Below are 17,695 nucleotides of genomic sequence, written 5' to 3'. Positions count from 1 at the left end.
CCGCACGTGTACACGAGGAGGGGCGCCCCGAATGTCCGGGGCGCCCCTCCTCGCGCATGATCGGCCAAAGGTGAGTGCAAATCGGTCAGATGGTCGATATCTACTGGATCGCTCGCCTCGTTCATGATCATCTTGGTCTGGCGGTGAAGTGCCGAACCGAGGGAGTGTGCGGTGTCCAAGATCAAACGTGCGATGGGGATCGTCGCAGCAACGGCGTTGGCGGGAGCCCTCCCGGTCCTTGCGGCATCGCCCGCGCAGGCCTCGTACACGGACTGCACCAACTACATGGAAAACCTGGGTTACGTCGTGGGCCCGAATGTGCGGGATGCATGCAGCAACGGCGAAAACGGGTTCGTCGGCGGGATCATTTGCCAGAACATCCTGTATTCGCTGTCCGTGAAGATCGATGACGCCAACGAGGCCTGCTACCAGGCCGCGCGAGACTGACGACAGCGGACCAGGGGGCCCAGTGTCGTGCTGGGCCCCTGCTGGCGGATCAGACCTTGGTCCGCGAGGTGTTGTAGAGCTTCGCAGCGAGCTTGGCGACGTCCTCCTGCGTGCCGTGGGTGCCGCCGGTCAGGATCGCCGCCTGGTCCAGTTGGTTGACGACCCCAAGAGTCGAGTGGTCGGCCCAGGCGCAGAAGGGGACCACCACGGAGGTCGGCTCTCCGGGCTTGACGGACTTCATCGCGGTCATCTTGACGTCGACGCACTTCATGAGCGCGCCCTTGAATCCCTCCGGCGTGAAGTCCTTGGGGGAGCCGGCCTTCTCGTACTTCAGGCCGAGCTTGTCGAGCTCAGGGTTGGGTGCGCCGATCTGGGCGAAGTAGGCGTCGAGAGTCTTCGCCGGATCGTCGAGCTGGCCCCAGTACCCGTTGGCCGTCAGCTGCTTGGCCTTGCCCTTCTCGCCGTTCAGGTACTGGGTGCTCCCCGCCGAGCGCGCTTCCTTGATGCCCATGGCCTCGACCTTGGTCTTGTGCTCGCCCGCGAGCGGGGCGTCGCTGCCGGGGACGCCCCCCTTCTCGTTCTTGGCGAAGCTGTCGACCGATGCCGGGAACGCCAGCTTGTAGCCCTTGGTATCCGAGCCCACCGAGCCGCCCGAGCCGCCGCCCACCAGGTACCAGCCGCCGCCCGCGATGACGGCCACGGCGACGATGACGCCGATGACGACGCCGGCCTTGGACTTCTTCGGCGGCTGGGCGCCGTACGGCGGCTGCGGCGGCATGCCCGGCTGCTGGTAGCCGTACGCCGGCTGCGGCGGCTGCGGCTGCTGCGGGAAGCCCATCGGGGCCGTCGGCGGCTGCTGCGGGTATCCCGGGGGCGGCGGCGGGGCCTGCTGCGGGTAGCCGTAACCGGGCTGGGGGGCGGGCTGGCCGTACGGGTTCGGCGGCGGCGGAGGCTGCTGCCCGTAGGGACCCGGCTGCTGAGGCTGCTGGCCGTACGGCCCTGGCTGGTTGTAACTCATCCCGCGTCCCCCTGTGAGGCTGGCTTTGCTTATCCGTTCCACACATCCTGGCGGAAGGCGCGGTCGCCCGGGGCGGCGGCCCCCTCCTGCACAGGTTTTCATGACGCGACTGTTACCGGTGGTCTCGCGTACCGGACGCACCGAGCGGGACATACCGGCCGCGGCAGGACTCCGGGGCCCGGCACCCCGGCGCACGTCCAGCCTCTAAACTGTGCCCGTGACCGAGAACACGCAGACACCCAGCAGCCCCAACTCCGAACTGCCGACCGCCTACGCACCGGCCGAGGTAGAGGGAGAGCTCTACGAGCGCTGGGTAGAGCGTGGGTACTTCACCGCCGACGCGGCGTCCGAGAAGCCCGCGTACACCATCGTCATCCCGCCGCCGAACGTCACCGGCTCCCTCCACCTGGGCCACGCCTTCCAGCACACGCTGATGGACGCCCTGACCCGCCGCAAGCGCATGCAGGGCTTCGAGTCCCTGTGGCTGCCCGGCATGGACCACGCCGGCATCGCCACCCAGAACAAGGTCGAGCAGCAGCTCGCCGAGGAGGGCAAGTCCCGCCACGACCTGGGCCGCGAGGAGTTCGTCGAGCGCGTCTGGCAGTGGAAGGAGGAGTACGGCGGCAAGATCCTCGGGCAGATGCGCCGCCTCGGCGACGGCGTCGACTGGTCGCGCGAGCGCTTCACCATGGACGAGGGCCTGTCCCGGGCCGTCCAGACGATCTTCAAGAAGCTCTACGACGACGAGCTGATCTACCGCGCCGAGCGCATCATCAACTGGTGCCCGCGCTGCCTGACCGCCATCTCGGACATCGAGGTGGAATACCAGGAGGACGCCGGCGAGCTGGTCTCCATCCGGTACGGCGAGGGCGAGGAGAGCCTCGTCGTCGCCACGACCCGCGCCGAGACGATGCTCGGTGACACCGCCGTGGCCGTCCACCCGGACGACGAGCGCTACAAGCACCTCGTCGGCAAGCGGATCAAGCTGCCGCTGACCGACCGGACCATCCCGGTCGTCGCCGACACGCACGTCGACCCCGAGTTCGGCACGGGTGCCGTCAAGGTCACCCCGGCCCACGACCCGAACGACTTCGCGATCGGCCAGCGCCACGACCTGCCCTCCATGACGATCATGGACGAGCACGGCGTGATCACCGTCCACGGCCCCTTCCTCGGCCTGGACCGCTTCGAGGCCCGCTCCGCGGTCGTCGGCGCCCTGCGCGAGCAGGGCCGCATCGTCGCCGAGAAGCGCCCGTACATGCACTCCGTCGGCCACTGCTCGCGCTGCAAGACCACCGTCGAGCCGCGCCTGTCGATGCAGTGGTGGGTCAACGTCAAGCCGCTGGCCCAGGCCGCCGGCGACGCCGTCCGCGACGGCCGCGTCGCGATCCACCCCGCCGACATGTCGAAGCGCTACTTCGACTGGGTCGACAACATGAACGACTGGTGCATCTCGCGCCAGCTGTGGTGGGGCCACCGCATCCCGATCTGGTACGGCCCGGACGGCGAGATCGTCTGCGTCGGCCCCGACGAGCAGCCGCCGACCGGTGAGGGCTGGCACCAGGACACCGACGTCCTCGACACCTGGTTTTCCTCCGGCCTGTGGCCGTTCTCCACCCTCGGCTGGCCGGAGAAGACCCCGGACCTGGCGAAGTTCTACTCCACCGACGTCCTGCTGACCGGCCACGACATCATCTTCTTCTGGGTCGCCCGGATGATGATGTTCGGCCTGTACGCGATGGACGGCGAGGTCCCGTTCAAGACCATCGCCCTGACCGGCCTGGTCCGCGACGAGCGCGGCAAGAAGATGTCGAAGTCCTTCGGCAACGTCGTCGACCCGCTGGACTGGATGGACAAGTACGGCTCCGACGCCGTCCGCTTCACCCTGGCCAAGGGCGCGAACCCCGGCACCGACGTCCCGATCGGCGAGGACTGGGTCCAGGCCTCCCGCAACTTCGCCAACAAGATCTGGAACGCCACGCGCTTCGCGCTGATGAACGGCGCCACGATCGAGGGCGAGCTGCCGCCGGTCGAGCAGCTGTCGGCCACCGACCGCTGGATCCTGTCCCGTCTGAACAAGACGGTCGCGCAGGTCGACGCGTACTACGAGGACTTCCAGTTCGCCAAGCTCAGCGAGGCGCTGTACCACTTCGCGTGGGACGAGGTCTTCGACTGGTACGTCGAGCTGTCGAAGACGACGTTCTTCGCGGGCGGCGAGGGCGCCAAGGCATCCGGCCGGGTCCTCGGCGAGGTCCTCGACGTCCTGATGCGCCTGCTGCACCCGGTCGTCCCCTTCGTCACCGAAACCCTGTGGACCACCCTGACCGGCCGCGAGTCCATCGTGGTCGCCGAGTGGCCGAAGGCTGTGTCCGTTCCTGGCGCTGACGCGCTGGGCGGCTTCCGCGACGAGGCCGCCGAGGCCGAGATCGAGAACCTCCAGGCCGTGGTCACCGAGGTCCGCCGGTTCCGCGCCGAGCAGGGCCTGCAGCCGGGCCAGAAGGTCCCGGCCCGCCTCGACCTGTCCGGTACGCCGCTGGCGGCGCACGAGGCGGCCATCCGCCAGCTGCTGCGCCTCCAGCCGGAGGGCGAGGGCTTCAGCGCCACCGCCACCCTGCCGGTCGCCGGCGCCACCGTCGCGCTCGACCTGTCGGGCACGATCGACGTGGCCGCCGAGCGCAAGCGCCTGACGAAGGACCTGGGCGCCGCCGAGAAGGAGAAGGCCCAGGCCGAGGCGAAGCTGGGGAACGAGGCCTTCCTGGCCAAGGCCCCCGACAACGTCGTGGACAAGATCAAGGGCCGGCTGGCCAAGGCCGAGGCCGACATCGCCCGGATCCAGGCCCAGCTGGACGCGCTGCCCGCCGCCTAGCAGCCACGGAAGTCGACGCCGAGGCCCCCGCACCGACCGCCGGTGCGGGGGCTTCGCCGTCCGCCCCCGCCGTCCGCGTTCGCCGTCCGCCCCGCCGGCCGCGGTCGCCCTCCGGCTTCGGCCGCCCGCGCGCCACTTCGGAGTGCCGATGGTCACTTTTTCGGACGGGATGGCTGACGAGATCCCCGGCGTGGACCCCCGATGATGGAGGGCATGCACGTCAAGCCCGTCGTCCCGGCGTTCCACCGGGCCGTGGCCGCAGGCCGCCGCCTCTGCGAGAGCTGGGCCGGCTCGCAGCGCGCGACGGACGTGCTCACCGCGCTGAGCTGCCTCGCCCTGATGGCGCTGGACCTGCCGGGCCTGGCCGCCGCCGACAACTCCCTGAACGGCCCCACGGCCGCCGCCGTCCTCGCAGCCGGGGCGTCGTCCCTCGTGGTGCGCCGCCGGGCGCCGTGGGTCGCCTACGCCACCGCGCTGCTCTTCATCGGCTGGCTGCACGAGCTGACGCTGATCCAGTTCGCCCTGTACTCGGTCGGCCGCTACCGGGGCCGCCGCGCGGGCGTCCTCGCCACCGCCGGGTACGTGGCCTTCGCGCTGGCCGTGTTCTGCCTGCCGGGCTGGCCCGAGCCGCAGGCCGCCACCCTCAGCGCCTTCCTCGGGCTGGTCGTGCCGATCGGCGTCCTCGCCTCGGCCGTCGGTATCGCCGCCTACCGCCACGACCTGGTGGGCGAACTCGCCGCCCGGCGCGCCGAGGCGGCCGTGCTCCAGGCCGTGCAGCAGGAGCGCACCTCGGTCGCGCGCGACGTCCACGACTTCGTCGGCCGCGAGCTGACGCTGCTGACGGTGCGCTCCGAGGTGCTGTCGGCCCGGGCGCGCGCGACCCCGTACGCCAAGGACTTCGAGGAGCTCGCCGACACCGCGCGCCGTGCCCACCTCGTGCTGAACGAGATCATCGTGCAGCGCGGCGGGCCCGACGCGACGCCCGGAGTCGACGGCCTGCCGGCGCTCGCGCAGGAGAGCAGGCGCGCCGGCACTCCCGTACGGCTGCTGCTGGACCCGCAGGTGCACGGGCTGTCGCCGCTGCGGCAGGCCGCGGTCTACCGGGTGGTGCAGGAGTGCCTGACCAACGCGGCCAAGCACGCGGGCGGCGAGCCGGTCGACGTCCGGATCGAGGCGGACGGCACGCAGCTGCGGATCTCGGTGAGCAACGGGCTGCCCGCCCGCGGACCGGCCCGCGCGCCGGTGTCGGCGGGGTCCGGCACCGCGAGCATGGCCGAGCGCGTCTCGAGCCTCGGCGGCACCCTCACGGCCACCCGCACGCACGAGTCGTACGAGGTCGTCGCCACCCTCCCGCGCGGCTGAAGCCGCCACCGCGGTACTCAGGCCTTCGCCGGGGCCAGCAGTCCGCCGAGGGTGTCGAGGTCCTCCACGCACTTGCCCGAGCCGAGGGCCACGCAGTCCAGCGGTGCGTCGGCGACGAAGACCGGGATGCCCGTCGCGGACGCGATCCGCAGGTCCAGGCCCGGCAGCAGCGCACCGCCGCCGGTCAGCACGATGCCGTGCTCCATCACATCGCCGGACAGCTCCGGCGGGCAGTCCTCCAGGGTGGTGCGCACCGCGGCGATGATCGCCCCGATCGGCTCGTCGAGGGCGGCCCGCACGTCGGCCGCGCCGAGCTCGAGCGTCTTCGGCATGCCGCCCACCCGCTCGCGGCCGCGCACGGTGTGGGTGCGCGTCTCCAGCTCGGGCCGGTCCGGTACGGGCCAGGCCGACCCGATGGCGATCTTGAGGTCCTCCGCGGTGCGCTCGCCGACGATCAGGCCGTGCTCCTTGCGGACCCAGTCCGTGATGGCGGCGTCGAGCCGGTCCCCGCCGACGCGCAGCGACTGCGAGGTGACGATCCCGCCGAGGGAGATCACGGCGACCTCGCAGGTGCCGCCGCCGATGTCGACGACCATCGAGCCGCGCGGCTCGGCGACGGGCAGGCCGGCCCCGATCGCCGCCGCCATCGGCTCCTCGATCAGGTGCACGGTGCGCGCGCCGGCCCGCGTCGAGGCGTGGATGATGGCCCGCCGCTCGACCGGGGTGACCCCGGACGGCACGCAGACCACCATGCGGGTGCGCGTGCGCCGCCCGGGCACCGCCTTGCGGACGAAGTGCCGGATCATCTCCTCGGCGGCCTCGTAGTCGCAGATCACCCCGTCCTTCAGGGGGCGGATCGCGGTGATGGAGCCGGGGGTGCGGCCGATGGTCTCCTTGGCCTCGGTCCCGACGGCCAGGGCCGTGGTGGTGCCCGCCCGGACCGCGACCACGGACGGCTCATTGAGGACGATGCCGTGCCCTCGCGCGTAGACGAGGGTGTTGGCGGTCCCCAGGTCCATGCCTATGTCCCGGCTGGTGGCGGTCTTGTCGGTGCTGGCCTGCGGCATTTGTTCCCCAATCTCCCGTCCGCAAGGCTTGCATAACGATCCGGTCGCTCCCGTCGCCGAAGGTCCCGAAACGGCCGGGTCGAAAGTCCTGCGGGCCCCCGTCCGTAGACTGGCCCTGTGAGTGAGCAGCAGCCCGAGAGCCACGGTCCCGAGGACCACGACGACACCCTCGACATGTTCGACCGGATCGTGGCGGAAGAGTCCGACCGCGACCCCGACCTGGCGGTGATCGAGGCCGGCAGCCGCACCCTGCGCGCCCAGGCCGGACCGCCCCAGGGCGAACCGGCCCCCGCACCCCTGGATCCGGAGACGGCCGCGGCGCTGCGGGAGGTGGAGCAGGAGCTCTCCACCCGCTGGGGCGAGACCAAGCTGGAGCCGTCCGTCTCGCGGATCGCCGCGCTGATGGACGTCCTCGGCGAGCCGCAGCACGCGTACCCCTCCATCCACGTCACCGGCACGAACGGCAAGACCAGCACCTCCCGCATGATCGAGGCCCTGCTGAACGCCTTCGAGCTGCGCACCGGCCGGTACACCAGCCCGCACGTGCAGTCGATCACCGAGCGCATCAGCCTGGACGGGGCACCGATCTCCGCCGAGCGCTTCGTGGAGACGTACTACGACATCAAGCCGTACGTGGAGATGGTCGACGCCTCCGAGGAGTACCGGCTGTCGTTCTTCGAGGTCCTCACCGGCATGGCCTACGCGGCGTTCGCGGATGCCCCGGTCGACGTGGCGGTCGTCGAGGTCGGCATGGGCGGCAGCTGGGACGCGACGAACGTGATCGACGCGGCGGTCGCGGTCGTCACCCCGATCAGCCTGGACCACACCGACCGGCTCGGCTCCACGCCCGGCGAGATCGCGCAGGAGAAGGGCGGCATCATCAAGCAGGACGCCACCGTGATCCTGGCGCAGCAGCCGGTGGACGCGGCGCAGGTGCTGCTGAAGAAGGCCGTCGAGGTCGATGCGACCGTGGCCCGCGAGGGCATGGAGTTCGGCGTCGCCTCGCGCGAGGTGGCGGTCGGCGGGCAGATGCTGACGCTGCGCGGGGTGGGCGGTGAGTACGACGGGATCTTCCTGCCGCTGTACGGCGCCCACATGGCGCGCAACGCAGCGGTGGCGCTGGCCGCGGTGGAGGCCTTCTTCGGGGTCGGCGCGCAGGAGTCGCGCGAGCTGGACCTGGAGACGGTGCGCCGGGGCTTCGCCTCGGTGACGTCGCCGGGCCGGATGGAGGTCGTCCGCCGCAGCCCCACGGTGATCCTGGACGCGGCGCACAACCCGGCCGGCGCGCAGGTCACGGCGGAGGCGGTGACCGAGGCGTTCGGCTTCAGCCGGCTCATCGGCGTCGTGGGCGCGAGCGAGGGCAAGGACGTGCGGGGGGTCTTCGAGGCCTTCGAGCCGATCTTCGCGGAAGTCGTGGTCACCGAGAACTCCAGCCACCGGGCGATGTCCGCGGACGAGCTGGCTGCCATCGCGGTCGAGGTCTTCGGGTCGGACCGGGTGCAGGTGGAACCGCGCCTGGACGACGCCCTGGAGGCGGCGATCACCCTGGCGGAGGAAGAGGCCGAGTACGGAGGGGCCGGGGTCCTGGTGACCGGCTCCGTGATCACGGTGGGCGAGGCCCGCCTGCTGCTGAAGAGGGGCTGACGGATGCGCACGCTGTGTGCCTCGACCTTGATCGGCGAGTTCTTCGTGATCGGTTTCGCGGGGCTCGTCGCCATGAAGGACCCGGACCTGACCCAGGCCCAGGTCTGGACGGTCTGCGGGATCTCCATGCTGCTGTCCGTGCTGCTGTGCGGGATGCTCTCGCGTCCCGGCGCGGTGCAGATCGGCTGGGCGCTCCAGATCGGCCTGATCCTGAGCGGGTTCGTCGTCCCGATGATGTTCTTCCTCGGTGCGGTCTTCGCCGGCCTGTGGTGGTGCTCGGTGCACTACGGCCGCAAGATCGACACGATCAAGGCCCGCTGGGCCGCCGACCGGGCCGAGGCCGAGGCGTAGCAGCGCGCGGCCGGCCGGCCGGCCGGTGGCGGGCGGTGCGGGGCCCGGGGCTCGGCGCAGCCGGGCCACCGGCGGGCTGTAGCCTCGTACCACCGCACCCGTTTGCCGCAAGGAGCCGCAACCATGTCCCAGCGCACGCTCGTCATCCTGAAGCCCGACGCCGTCCGTCGCGGCCTGGTGGGCGAGATCATCGGCCGCATCGAGCGGAAGGCCGGCTGGACCATCCCCGCCATGGAGCTGCGCACGCTGGAGCGGGAGACGCTGGAGACGCACTACGCCGAGCACGTGGGGCGCCCCTTCTACGAGCCCCTCATGGGCTTCATGGCGAGCGGCCCGGTCGTCGTCCTCGTCGTCGAAGGGGAACGTGCGATCGAGGGCGTCCGCCAGCTGGCCGGCCCCACCGACCCGATCGCCGCGGCGCCCGGATCCATCCGCGGCGACTTCGGCACCATCACCCGCGAGAACCTGATCCACGCCTCGGACTCGGAGGAGTCCGCCGAGCGCGAGCTGAAGCTGTTCTTCCCGTCCCTCTGACGGCTCAGCGCGGCCCTTCCTGACGTAACATCAGCCGAATAGCGCTCACGACCTGGGGCGACCGAAGTAATTTCGGTCGCCCTTCGGTATAGCCGGACCCGCGCGGGAACGCATGGACAGGACACGACGTCACCACTAAGGGGACGGGTTTCCGTTCCGGCGGGATTGCCGCCAGTCCCGTCGCGCGATGCCCGACCTGCGGCACTACGATGGGGCCTCCACCCACACACCCACCTCGCCGACCTGACAGCAGCAGCTATCAACTGGAAGGCCAGACGCTCCTCATGGGGAACAAGGGGAACAACATGTCGTTCATCGGCCGTGACATGGCGATCGACCTCGGGACCGCCAACACGCTGGTGTACGTGAGGGGCCGGGGGATCGTCCTGAACGAGCCGTCCGTGGTCGCCATCAACACGAACACCGGTGGCATCCTGGCGGTCGGCTCCGAAGCGAAGAAGATGATCGGGCGCACGCCCGGCAACATCGTCGCCGTCAGGCCCCTCAAGGACGGCGTCATCGCCGACTTCGAGATCACCGAGCGCATGCTCCGGTACTTCATCCTCAAGATCCACAAGCGTCGCTACCTGGCCCGCCCGCGCGTCGTGGTCTGCGTCCCCTCCGGTATCACCGGGGTGGAGCGCCGCGCCGTCATCGAGGCGTCCACCCAGGCCGGCGCCCGTCAGGTGCACATCATCGAGGAGCCCATGGCCGCGGCCATCGGCTCGGGCCTGCCCGTGCACGAGGCCACCGGCAACATGGTCGTGGACATCGGCGGCGGCACCACCGAGGTCGCGGTCATCTCCCTCGGCGGAATCGTCACGGCACAGTCCATCCGGGTGGCCGGCGACGAGCTCGACAACGCGATCATCCAGCACATCAAGAAGGAGTACAGCCTCCTCCTCGGTGAGCGGACCGCCGAGCAGATCAAGATCACCATCGGTTCGGCGTACGACCTCGACAAGGACGAGCACACCGAAATCCGCGGCCGCGACCTCGTCTCGGGCCTGCCCAAGACCGTGGTCATCTCGGCCGCGGAGGTCCGCAAGGCCATCGAGGAACCGGTCAACGCCATCGTCGACGCCGTCAAGACCACCCTCGACAAGTGCCCGCCGGAGCTCTCCGGCGACATCATGGACCGCGGCATCGTCCTGACCGGCGGCGGCGCCCTGCTGCGCGGCCTCGACGAGCGGCTGCGCCGTGAGACGGGCATGCCGATCCACATCGCCGAGGACCCGCTCGACTCCGTCGCGCTCGGCTCCGGCAAGTGCGTCGAGGAGTTCGAAGCGCTCCAGCAGGTCCTGGACGCCCAGCCCCGGCGCTGACACGAACCCCCGCAAAGGGGACCGTGCGGAACACAAGGATCCGCCGTACGGGTGCTGCCGCGCCCGTGCGGCGGATCGTTGATATACAGGCAACATCCGGTGCTACGCCCACAGCTTGACGTTCCACCGGAGCGGCTCCGCCGCACGGGTATCTACGAGGAAGGCACGGCCGCCGCACGTGAGGGACACACGAGAAAGCCGGCTGCTCCTGGTGCTCCTGATCGCCATCGCGTTCGCATTGATCACGGTGGACATCAGGGCAGGCGAGGAGTCTCCGGTCGACGGCGCCCGGCAGGCCGCCGCTGCCGTCTTCGGCCCGGTCGAGAAGGGCGTCGCGACAGCCGTCGACCCGGTCGCCAACGCCATAGGGGCGGTACGGGACTCCGGCGAGCGGCACGACCGCATCGCCGTCCTGGAGCGCGAGAACGCCGCCCTGAAGGCCCGGCTCGGCAGCGCCGACCAGACCCGCAGCCGCATCCACGAGCTCGACGAGATGCTCAAGCGGGCCGGCTCCGGACAGTACGGCATCAAGGGCGCCGAGGTCATCGCCATAGGAGCGGCCCAGGGCTTCTCCTGGACCGTCACCATCGACGCCGGCAGCAAGGACGGCATCGAGCGCGACATGACCGTCCTCAACGGCGACGGCCTCGTCGGCCGCGTCGCCACCGTCGGACCCGACACCGCCACCGTCGTCCTCGCCAACGACCCCGACTTCACCGTCGGCACCCGCCTGGAGAAGACCGGCGAACTCGGCTTCGCCAACGGCCAGGGAGACCGCGCCCTGTCCGTCCAGATGCTCAACGGCAAGGCCAAGGTCAGCCCCGGCGACCGGCTCGTCACCTTCGGCTCCCGCGGCAACAAGCCCTTCGTGCCCGGCGTCCCGATCGGCGAGGTGGTCAAGGTCGACCCCTCCCGCGGCGACCTGACCCGCACCGTGTGGGTCCGCCCGTTCGTGGGCTTCTCCCGCCTGGACATCGTCGGCGTCGTCGTCGTGCCCCCGCGCGAGGACCCCCGCGACACCGTCCTGCCGCCCAAGCCCGAGGCCCCCAAGCCCGCCCCGACGGTCACGGTCACGGTCACCCCGTCCCCCGACGCCAGTGCGTCCGGCAAGCCGGCCGACGAGTAGGAGCAGACCGCCATGCGCTTCAACCGGATCCTGCTCGCGTCCACGCTCGTCGTGGTCGCCCTCGTCGTCCAGGTCTCCATCCTCGGCCGGCTGCAACTGCCCGGCGCCGTACCCGACCTGCTCCTGCTGACCGTCGTTGCCCTCGCCCTGGTCTACGGCCACGTCAGCGGCGCGCTCATCGGCTTCGCCGCCGGCCTCCTCGCCGACCTCGCCCCGCCCGCCGACCACGCCGCCGGGCGGTACGCGCTCGTCCTGTGCGTCATCGGGTACGCCGCCGGGCTGGCCCGCCCCGATTCCGGCCGCTTCCGCTCCGCCTGGGGCCCGATGCTCACCGTCGTCGCCGCCGCGATCGGCTCCACCCTGCTGTACGCGGGCGTCGGCGCCCTCGTCGGCGACACCGCCGCCCGCCACGTCGGCCTCACCGGGCTGCTGTTCACCGCGACCGTCTACGACCTGCTGCTCGCCCCCTTCACCGTGCCGTTCGTCATGGCCCTCGCCCGGCGCGCCGAGAACGACCCGATGGCCGTCGAGGCGAACGGCGGCCCCGCCAAGGCCGCCGACGTGTCCTCCGGCTGGCTCGCCGGCGGCACCGGCCTGCGCATCGGCAGCCAGCGCGGCGGCCTGCGGCTGATGACCGCACGCAACCGGGCCAACCGGGCCGGGCGGATAAAGGGGGTCAAGAGCGTCAAGAGCATGAAGAGCGTGAAGAGCATCAAGAAGCTGTGAAGGGGCGGTGCCCGTGACCAAGTCTCCCGAGACCGGCCGCATTCCCCGGGTCCAGATCCGGCTCGTCATCATGCAGGTCCTCGTCTTCTCCATGCTCTGCACGCTCGGCGGGCGCCTGTGGTACCTCCAGATCCGCAACGGCGGCGAGTACTACGACGAGGCGAAGAGCAACCACGTCCAGCGGGTGGTCCAGCCCGCCGTGCGCGGCTCCATCCTCGACGCCCGCGGCGTCGCCCTCGCCGACAACGAGACCCGGCTCGTGGTCTCCGCCAGCCGTACGGCGCTGATGAAGATGAAGGACAAGGGCAAGGGCGTCCTGACCCGCCTCGCCGGGGTCCTGGACATGACCCCCCAGGAGGTCATGCAGAAGGTCCGCGTCTGCGACTCCAAGACGCCCCCGCCCTGCTGGAACGGTTCCCCCTACCAGCCCATCCCGGTCACCGCCGAGGCCACCACCCAGCAGGCCCTGCAGATCCGCGAGCGCCCCGAGGAGTACCCCGGCATCACCGCCGAGCCCACCGCCGTACGCCGCTACCCGGCGCCCGGCGGGGCCCGTACCGCGCAGGCCCTCGGCTACCTCTCGCCCGTCACCGACGAGGAGATCCAGAAGGCGAAGGACACCGACTCGCCGCACCTGCGCTCCGACCAGGTCGGCCGCTCCGGGATCGAGCGCACGTACGACAAGTACCTGCGCGGCAAGGCGGAAGTCACCTCCTACGAGGTGGACAACCTCGGCCGGGTCATGGGCCAGACCAAGTCCGACCGGGGCGTGGCCGGGTCCACCCTCGTCACCAGCATCGACGCCCGGGTCCAGGCAGTCGCCGAATACGAGCTCCAGCAGGCCATGAAGACCGTCCGCCTGGAGACCGACAACATCACCGGCCGCAAGTACGAGGCCGACTCGGGCGCCGTGGTCGTCATGGAGGCCAAGACCGGCCGCGTCGTCGCGATGGCCTCACAGCCCGACTACGACCCCAACGCCTGGGTCGGCGGCATCTCCGGCAAGGACTACGCCAGGCTCACCAGCAAGAGCTCCAACTACCCCCTGCTGAACCGGGCCATCCAGGGCCAGGCCCCGGCGGGCTCCATCTTCAAGGTGGTCTCGGCGAGCGCGGCCGTCCGGGCCGGCTACCCCTTCGACAGCAAGTACAACTGCAGCAGCTCCTACAACATGGGCGGCCGCAGCTTCGCGAACTTCGAGTCCAAGGGACACGGGCCCATCACCCTCGGCGAGGCCCTCAAGTTCTCCTGCAACACCGTCTTCTACGCCCTCGGCCACAAGGAGTGGCAGCGCGACGGCGGCCTCAAGCCCAAGAAGGACGCCCACGACTGGTTCTACCGGACCGCACACGAGTTCGGGCTCGGCGCCGAAACCGGAATCGACCTGCCCAACGAGGTCAGCGGCCGCATCCCGGACCGCCAGTGGAAGAAGAACTTCTGGAAGGCCAACAAGGACGCCTGGTGCAAGCAGGGCAAGAAGGGCGGCACCTACGTCGAGCAGATCGCCTACGAGAACTGCCTCGAGGGCAACCAGCTGAAGGCCTTCGACAGCATCAACTTCGCCATCGGCCAGGGCGACGTCCTCGTCACCCCCATCCAGATGGCCACCGCCTACGCCGCCATCAGCAACGGCGGCACCCTCTTCGACCCCACCATCGGCAAGGCCGTCATCAGCCCCGACGGCAAGCGGGTCGAGGTCATCAAACCCACCCCGCACGGCAGGCTCCCCGTCGACGCCAAGACCCTCGGCGACCTCGACAAGGGCCTGCGCATGGTCGTCGAGCCCGGCGGCACCGCCGCCTGGCGCTTCGTCGGCTGGCCGCTGGACAAGGTCCCGCTGCGGGCCAAGACCGGCACCGCCCAGGTCTACGGCAAGCAGACCACCTCGTGGCTGGCGACGTACACCGACGACTTCGTGATCGTCATGACCATCTCCCAGGGCGGCACCGGGTCCGGCGCCTCCGGACCCGCCGTGCGCAACATCTACAACGCCATGTACGGCTTCGACATGGAAGGAAACTACGACGCCGACAGGGCCCTGCTGCCCAAGCCCGAGGCGAAGCTGCCCGCCGTCCAGCCCGACGGCTCCATCGTGGCCCCCGAGATCAAGCCGTACGTACCCCCGTCCCCGGAGGAGTCCGAGCCGCCCGCACTGGCCGGCCCTCCCGCCGCGCGCCCCGCAGGGCACGACTGAGCCGAAGAGCCGACCATGCAGACCGCCAACAAGTTCTCCGTATCCCGGTACGCCCCCGAGCCCAGCGCGATGGCCAAGCTGACCTCGCGCGACTCGGTGCTGCGCCGGCTCGACTGGCCGATACTCCTCTCGGCGCTCGCCCTGTCCCTGCTGGGCACCCTGCTGGTGTGGTCCGCGACCCGCAACCGCACCCAGCTCAACCAGGGCGACCCCTACTACTTCCTCGTCCGGCACGCCATGAACACCGGCATCGGCCTCGTGCTGATGATCGGCACGATCTGGCTCGGCCACCGCACCCTGCGCGGCGCCGTACCGGTCCTGTACGGGCTCTCCCTGATCCTGATCATCGCCGTGCTCACCCCGCTCGGCGCCACCATCAACGGCGCCCACGCGTGGATCGTGATCGGCGGCGGCTTCTCCCTCCAGCCCTCCGAGTTCGTGAAGATCACGATCATCCTGGGCATGGCGATGCTGCTGGCCGCCCGGGTCGACGCGGGCGACCTCGTCCATCCCGACCACCGCACCGTGATGAAGGCCCTGTGCCTGGCCGCCGTCCCGATGGGCATCGTCATGCTGATGCCCGACCTGGGCTCCGTCATGGTCATGGTCGTCATCGTGCTCGGTGTCCTGCTCGCCTCCGGCGCCTCCAACCGCTGGGTGCTCGGCCTGCTCGGCTCCGGCGCGGGCGGCGCCATCCTGGTCTGGCAGCTCGGCGTGCTCGACGAATACCAGATCAACCGCTTCGCGGCCTTCGCCAACCCCGAGCTCGACCCCGCCGGCGTCGGCTACAACACCAACCAGGCGCGCATCGCGATCGGCTCCGGCGGGCTGACCGGCTCCGGCCTTTTCAAGGGCTCGCAGACCACCGGCCAGTTCGTGCCCGAGCAGCAGACGGACTTCGTCTTCACGGTCGCGGGCGAGGAGCTCGGCTTCGTCGGCGCCGGCCTGATCCTCGTCCTGCTCGGCGTGGTGCTGTGGCGGGCCTGCATGATCGCCCGCGAGACCACGGAGCTCTACGGGACCATCGTCTGCGCCGGGATCATCGCCTGGTTCGCCTTCCAGGCCTTCGAGAACATCGGGATGACGCTCGGGATCATGCCGGTGGCGGGCCTGCCGCTGCCCTTCGTCTCCTACGGAGGATCGTCGATGTTCGCCGTGTGGGTGGCCATCGGGCTCCTGCAATCGATCAAGGTGCAGCGGCCGATGTCGGCCTAGCGGAGGGGCGGGGGCGCGGACGGGGCGGGGGGCGCTCTTCGGCCGGGTTCCGGGCGGTTCCGGCCGGTTCCGGAACCGGACCCGGCCGATCCCGCCGTTCACCGTGCCGTCGTTGACCGTTCAGGATTAAGTTCGATCCATGGCGGACACGAAGCGCGAGATCGAGCGGAAATTCGAGTTCACTACGGCCAAGGCGGCGCGCAGGGGCATCCCCGACCTCGCGGGCACGGCCCGGATCGCCTCCGTGGCCGACCGGGGCACCGTCGACCTCGACGCCGTCTACTACGACACCCCCGACCAGCGGCTCGCCGCCGACGGCCTCACCCTCCGCCGCCGCACCGGCGGCGCCGACGCGGGCTGGCACCTCAAACTGCCCGTCTCCCCGGGCGTCCGCGACGAGATCGGCGCCCCCCTCAGCGACACCGTCCCGCGCTCCCTCGCCGCCCTGCTCCGCTCCCGCGTCCGCGAGGGCGGCCTCGAACCCCGGGTCCGGCTGCTCTCCTCCCGCAGGGTCAGCCACCTCCTCGACGCCGACGGCACCGTGCTCGCCGAGCTCTCCACCGACAGCGTCCGGGCCGAGGCCGGGCAGACGGGGGAGGGGCAGGCGGGAGCGGGGCAGAGGGGAGCGGGGCAGGCGGGAGCCGGGCAGGCGGGGGGACGGCCGGCGGATGCCGGGCAGGCCGCCGCTGTCGGGCGGGCCGGAGCCGGAGCCGTCGCCACCTGGACCGAGATCGAGGTGGAACTCGCCGAGGGCACCGACCCCGCCCTCCTCGACGCCGTCGAGAAGACCTTCCGCAAGGCCGGCATCCGGGTCTCCGACTCCCCCTCCAAACTCGCGCGCGCCCTCGCCGAGACCGGCACCGCCCCCGCCCCCCGCCCCGCCCCCGGCCCCGCCGAGGACACCGCGGGCGCGCACGTCCTCGCGTACCTGCGCCTCCAGCGCGACGCCCTCGTCGCCCAGGACCCCGCCGTACGGCGGGCCCTGCCGGACTCCGTCCACCAGATGCGGGTCGCCTCCCGCCGCATCCGCAGCGCCTTCAAGACCTTCCGCAAGGTCCTCGACCGCACCGCCACCGACCCCCTCGGCGAGGAGCTGCGCTGGCTCGCCGCCGAGCTCGGCGTCGACCGCGACCAGGAAGTCCTCCACGCCCGCATCCAGGACCACGTCGCCGGACTCCCGCGCCCCCTGCTGCAGGGCCCCGTCCGCGGCCGACTGCGCACCTGGCACGCCGCCCGCCGCTCCGGATCCCGCCGCCGCGCCCTCGCCGCCCTCGACAGCAAGCGCTACCTGGCCCTCCTCGACGCCCTCGACGCCCTCCTCGCCGACCCCCCGCTCCGCCCCGCCGCCGACAAGCCCGCCCGGAAAGTGCTGCCCAAGGCCGTCCTGCGCGACCACGACCGCCTCGCCCGCCGCATCGCCGCCGCCCTCGACCTGGACCCCGGCACCGAACGCGACCACGCCCTCCACGACGCCCGCAAGGCCGCCAAGCGCGCACGCTACGCGGCGGAGGCCGCCACCGAAGCCCTCGGAAAGCCCGCGAAACGGCAGGCCAAGGCCATGAAGGCGGTACAGACCCTGCTCGGCGAGCACCAGGACAGCGTCGTCGCCCGCGACGCCCTGCGCGACATCGGCCTCCAGGCCACCGCCGCGGGTGACTCCGCCTTCACCTGGGGCGTGCTCTACGCCCGCGAGGAAGCCCTGGCCGCCACCTGCGAACGGGAGCTTCCGGACGTATGGGCCAAGGCCTGCGAACCCGCGCGCCGGGCGGCCCTGACCCCGTAGGCGGTGATCGTGGCGGCAGGGGCCGGGGGCCGTCCGG

Annotated in this window: 14 protein-coding genes; 12 read left to right on the top strand and 2 right to left on the bottom strand. The window is 71.2% G+C overall.

The window, feature by feature from the left end; genetic code table 11:
• Positions 1-171: 171 nt before the first annotated feature.
• Positions 172-447 (top strand): hypothetical protein, encoded by a 276-nt coding sequence (locus ABZ924_RS16765; protein WP_361909485.1) that lies wholly within the window; start codon positions 172-174, stop codon positions 445-447.
• A 49-nt stretch (positions 448-496) separates the two neighbouring features.
• Here ABZ924_RS16765 and ABZ924_RS16760 read toward each other — a convergent pair whose 3' ends face one another.
• On the bottom strand, positions 497-1,465 hold the full coding sequence (locus tag ABZ924_RS16760) for a hypothetical protein (RefSeq protein WP_361909482.1): 969 nt from the start codon (positions 1,463-1,465) through the stop codon (positions 497-499).
• 217 nt (positions 1,466-1,682) lie between these two features.
• Here ABZ924_RS16760 and ABZ924_RS16755 point away from each other — a divergent pair, with 217 nt between their 5' ends.
• Both ABZ924_RS16755 and ABZ924_RS16750 read left to right on the top strand, forming a co-directional pair.
• Positions 1,683-4,331 (top strand): valine--tRNA ligase, encoded by a 2,649-nt coding sequence (locus ABZ924_RS16755; RefSeq protein WP_361909479.1) that lies wholly within the window; start codon positions 1,683-1,685, stop codon positions 4,329-4,331.
• Between the two features lie 213 nt (positions 4,332-4,544).
• Positions 4,545-5,693: a histidine kinase gene (locus ABZ924_RS16750; protein WP_361909476.1), complete on the top strand. Its 1,149-nt coding sequence runs from the start codon at positions 4,545-4,547 to the stop codon at positions 5,691-5,693.
• A 17-nt stretch (positions 5,694-5,710) separates the two neighbouring features.
• Here the strand turns inward: ABZ924_RS16750 and ABZ924_RS16745 are convergent, their stop codons facing one another.
• Positions 5,711-6,760: a rod shape-determining protein gene (locus tag ABZ924_RS16745; RefSeq protein WP_361909474.1), complete on the bottom strand. Its 1,050-nt coding sequence runs from the start codon at positions 6,758-6,760 to the stop codon at positions 5,711-5,713.
• Positions 6,761-6,877: 117 nt separating this feature from the next.
• Here ABZ924_RS16745 and ABZ924_RS16740 point away from each other — a divergent pair, with 117 nt between their 5' ends.
• The 9 genes from ABZ924_RS16740 to ABZ924_RS16700 all read left to right on the top strand — a co-directional run bounded on the left by ABZ924_RS16740 (position 6,878) and on the right by ABZ924_RS16700 (position 17,658).
• Positions 6,878-8,404: a folylpolyglutamate synthase/dihydrofolate synthase family protein gene (locus ABZ924_RS16740; protein ID WP_361909471.1), complete on the top strand. Its 1,527-nt coding sequence runs from the start codon at positions 6,878-6,880 to the stop codon at positions 8,402-8,404.
• A 3-nt stretch (positions 8,405-8,407) separates the two neighbouring features.
• Complete coding sequence (locus ABZ924_RS16735) at positions 8,408-8,755, top strand: DUF4233 domain-containing protein (protein WP_361909469.1); 348 nt, start codon at positions 8,408-8,410, stop codon at positions 8,753-8,755.
• 123 nt (positions 8,756-8,878) lie between these two features.
• A complete protein-coding gene (gene ndk, locus ABZ924_RS16730) occupies positions 8,879-9,289 on the top strand; it encodes a nucleoside-diphosphate kinase (protein WP_361909466.1) in 411 nt (136 codons plus the stop codon).
• 305 nt (positions 9,290-9,594) lie between these two features.
• Entirely contained in the window at positions 9,595-10,614 is a 1,020-nt protein-coding gene (locus tag ABZ924_RS16725; protein WP_008738981.1) for a rod shape-determining protein, read from the top strand.
• Positions 10,615-10,792: 178 nt separating this feature from the next.
• Complete coding sequence (gene mreC / locus ABZ924_RS16720; RefSeq protein ID WP_361909463.1) at positions 10,793-11,740, top strand: rod shape-determining protein MreC; 948 nt, start codon at positions 10,793-10,795, stop codon at positions 11,738-11,740.
• 12 nt (positions 11,741-11,752) lie between these two features.
• Entirely contained in the window at positions 11,753-12,466 is a 714-nt protein-coding gene (gene mreD, locus ABZ924_RS16715; protein ID WP_361909460.1) for a rod shape-determining protein MreD, read from the top strand.
• A gap of 13 nt (positions 12,467-12,479) precedes the next feature.
• Positions 12,480-14,660, top strand: a complete 2,181-nt coding sequence (gene mrdA / locus ABZ924_RS16710; protein WP_361909457.1) for a penicillin-binding protein 2 — start codon at positions 12,480-12,482, stop codon at positions 14,658-14,660.
• 15 nt (positions 14,661-14,675) lie between these two features.
• Complete coding sequence (gene rodA / locus ABZ924_RS16705) at positions 14,676-15,875, top strand: rod shape-determining protein RodA (RefSeq protein ID WP_361909454.1); 1,200 nt, start codon at positions 14,676-14,678, stop codon at positions 15,873-15,875.
• Positions 15,876-16,014: 139 nt separating this feature from the next.
• Positions 16,015-17,658, top strand: a complete 1,644-nt coding sequence (locus tag ABZ924_RS16700) for a CYTH and CHAD domain-containing protein (RefSeq protein ID WP_361909451.1) — start codon at positions 16,015-16,017, stop codon at positions 17,656-17,658.
• The last annotated feature ends 37 nt before the right edge of the window (positions 17,659-17,695 follow it).

The organism is Streptomyces sp. NPDC046876, assembly GCF_040645035.1.
GTDB lineage: Bacteria > Actinomycetota > Actinomycetes > Streptomycetales > Streptomycetaceae > Streptomyces.
Note: the sequence above shows the minus strand (reverse complement) of the source record. Positions and strands in the feature narration are given on the sequence as shown.

What these genes read in the sequence shown, in the direction of transcription:
- ABZ924_RS16760 (WP_361909482.1), bottom strand. Translation starts at nt 1,465, where the DNA reads ATGAGTTACAACCAGCCAGGGCCGTACGGCCAGCAGCCTCAGCAGCCG.
- ABZ924_RS16750 (WP_361909476.1), top strand. Translation starts at nt 4,545, where the DNA reads ATGCACGTCAAGCCCGTCGTCCCGGCGTTCCACCGGGCCGTGGCCGCA.
- ABZ924_RS16745 (WP_361909474.1), bottom strand. Translation starts at nt 6,760, where the DNA reads ATGCCGCAGGCCAGCACCGACAAGACCGCCACCAGCCGGGACATAGGC.
- ABZ924_RS16735 (WP_361909469.1), top strand. Translation starts at nt 8,408, where the DNA reads ATGCGCACGCTGTGTGCCTCGACCTTGATCGGCGAGTTCTTCGTGATC.
- ndk (WP_361909466.1), top strand. Translation starts at nt 8,879, where the DNA reads ATGTCCCAGCGCACGCTCGTCATCCTGAAGCCCGACGCCGTCCGTCGC.
- ABZ924_RS16725 (WP_008738981.1), top strand. Translation starts at nt 9,595, where the DNA reads ATGTCGTTCATCGGCCGTGACATGGCGATCGACCTCGGGACCGCCAAC.
- mreD (WP_361909460.1), top strand. Translation starts at nt 11,753, where the DNA reads ATGCGCTTCAACCGGATCCTGCTCGCGTCCACGCTCGTCGTGGTCGCC.
- rodA (WP_361909454.1), top strand. Translation starts at nt 14,676, where the DNA reads ATGCAGACCGCCAACAAGTTCTCCGTATCCCGGTACGCCCCCGAGCCC.
- ABZ924_RS16700 (WP_361909451.1), top strand. Translation starts at nt 16,015, where the DNA reads ATGGCGGACACGAAGCGCGAGATCGAGCGGAAATTCGAGTTCACTACG.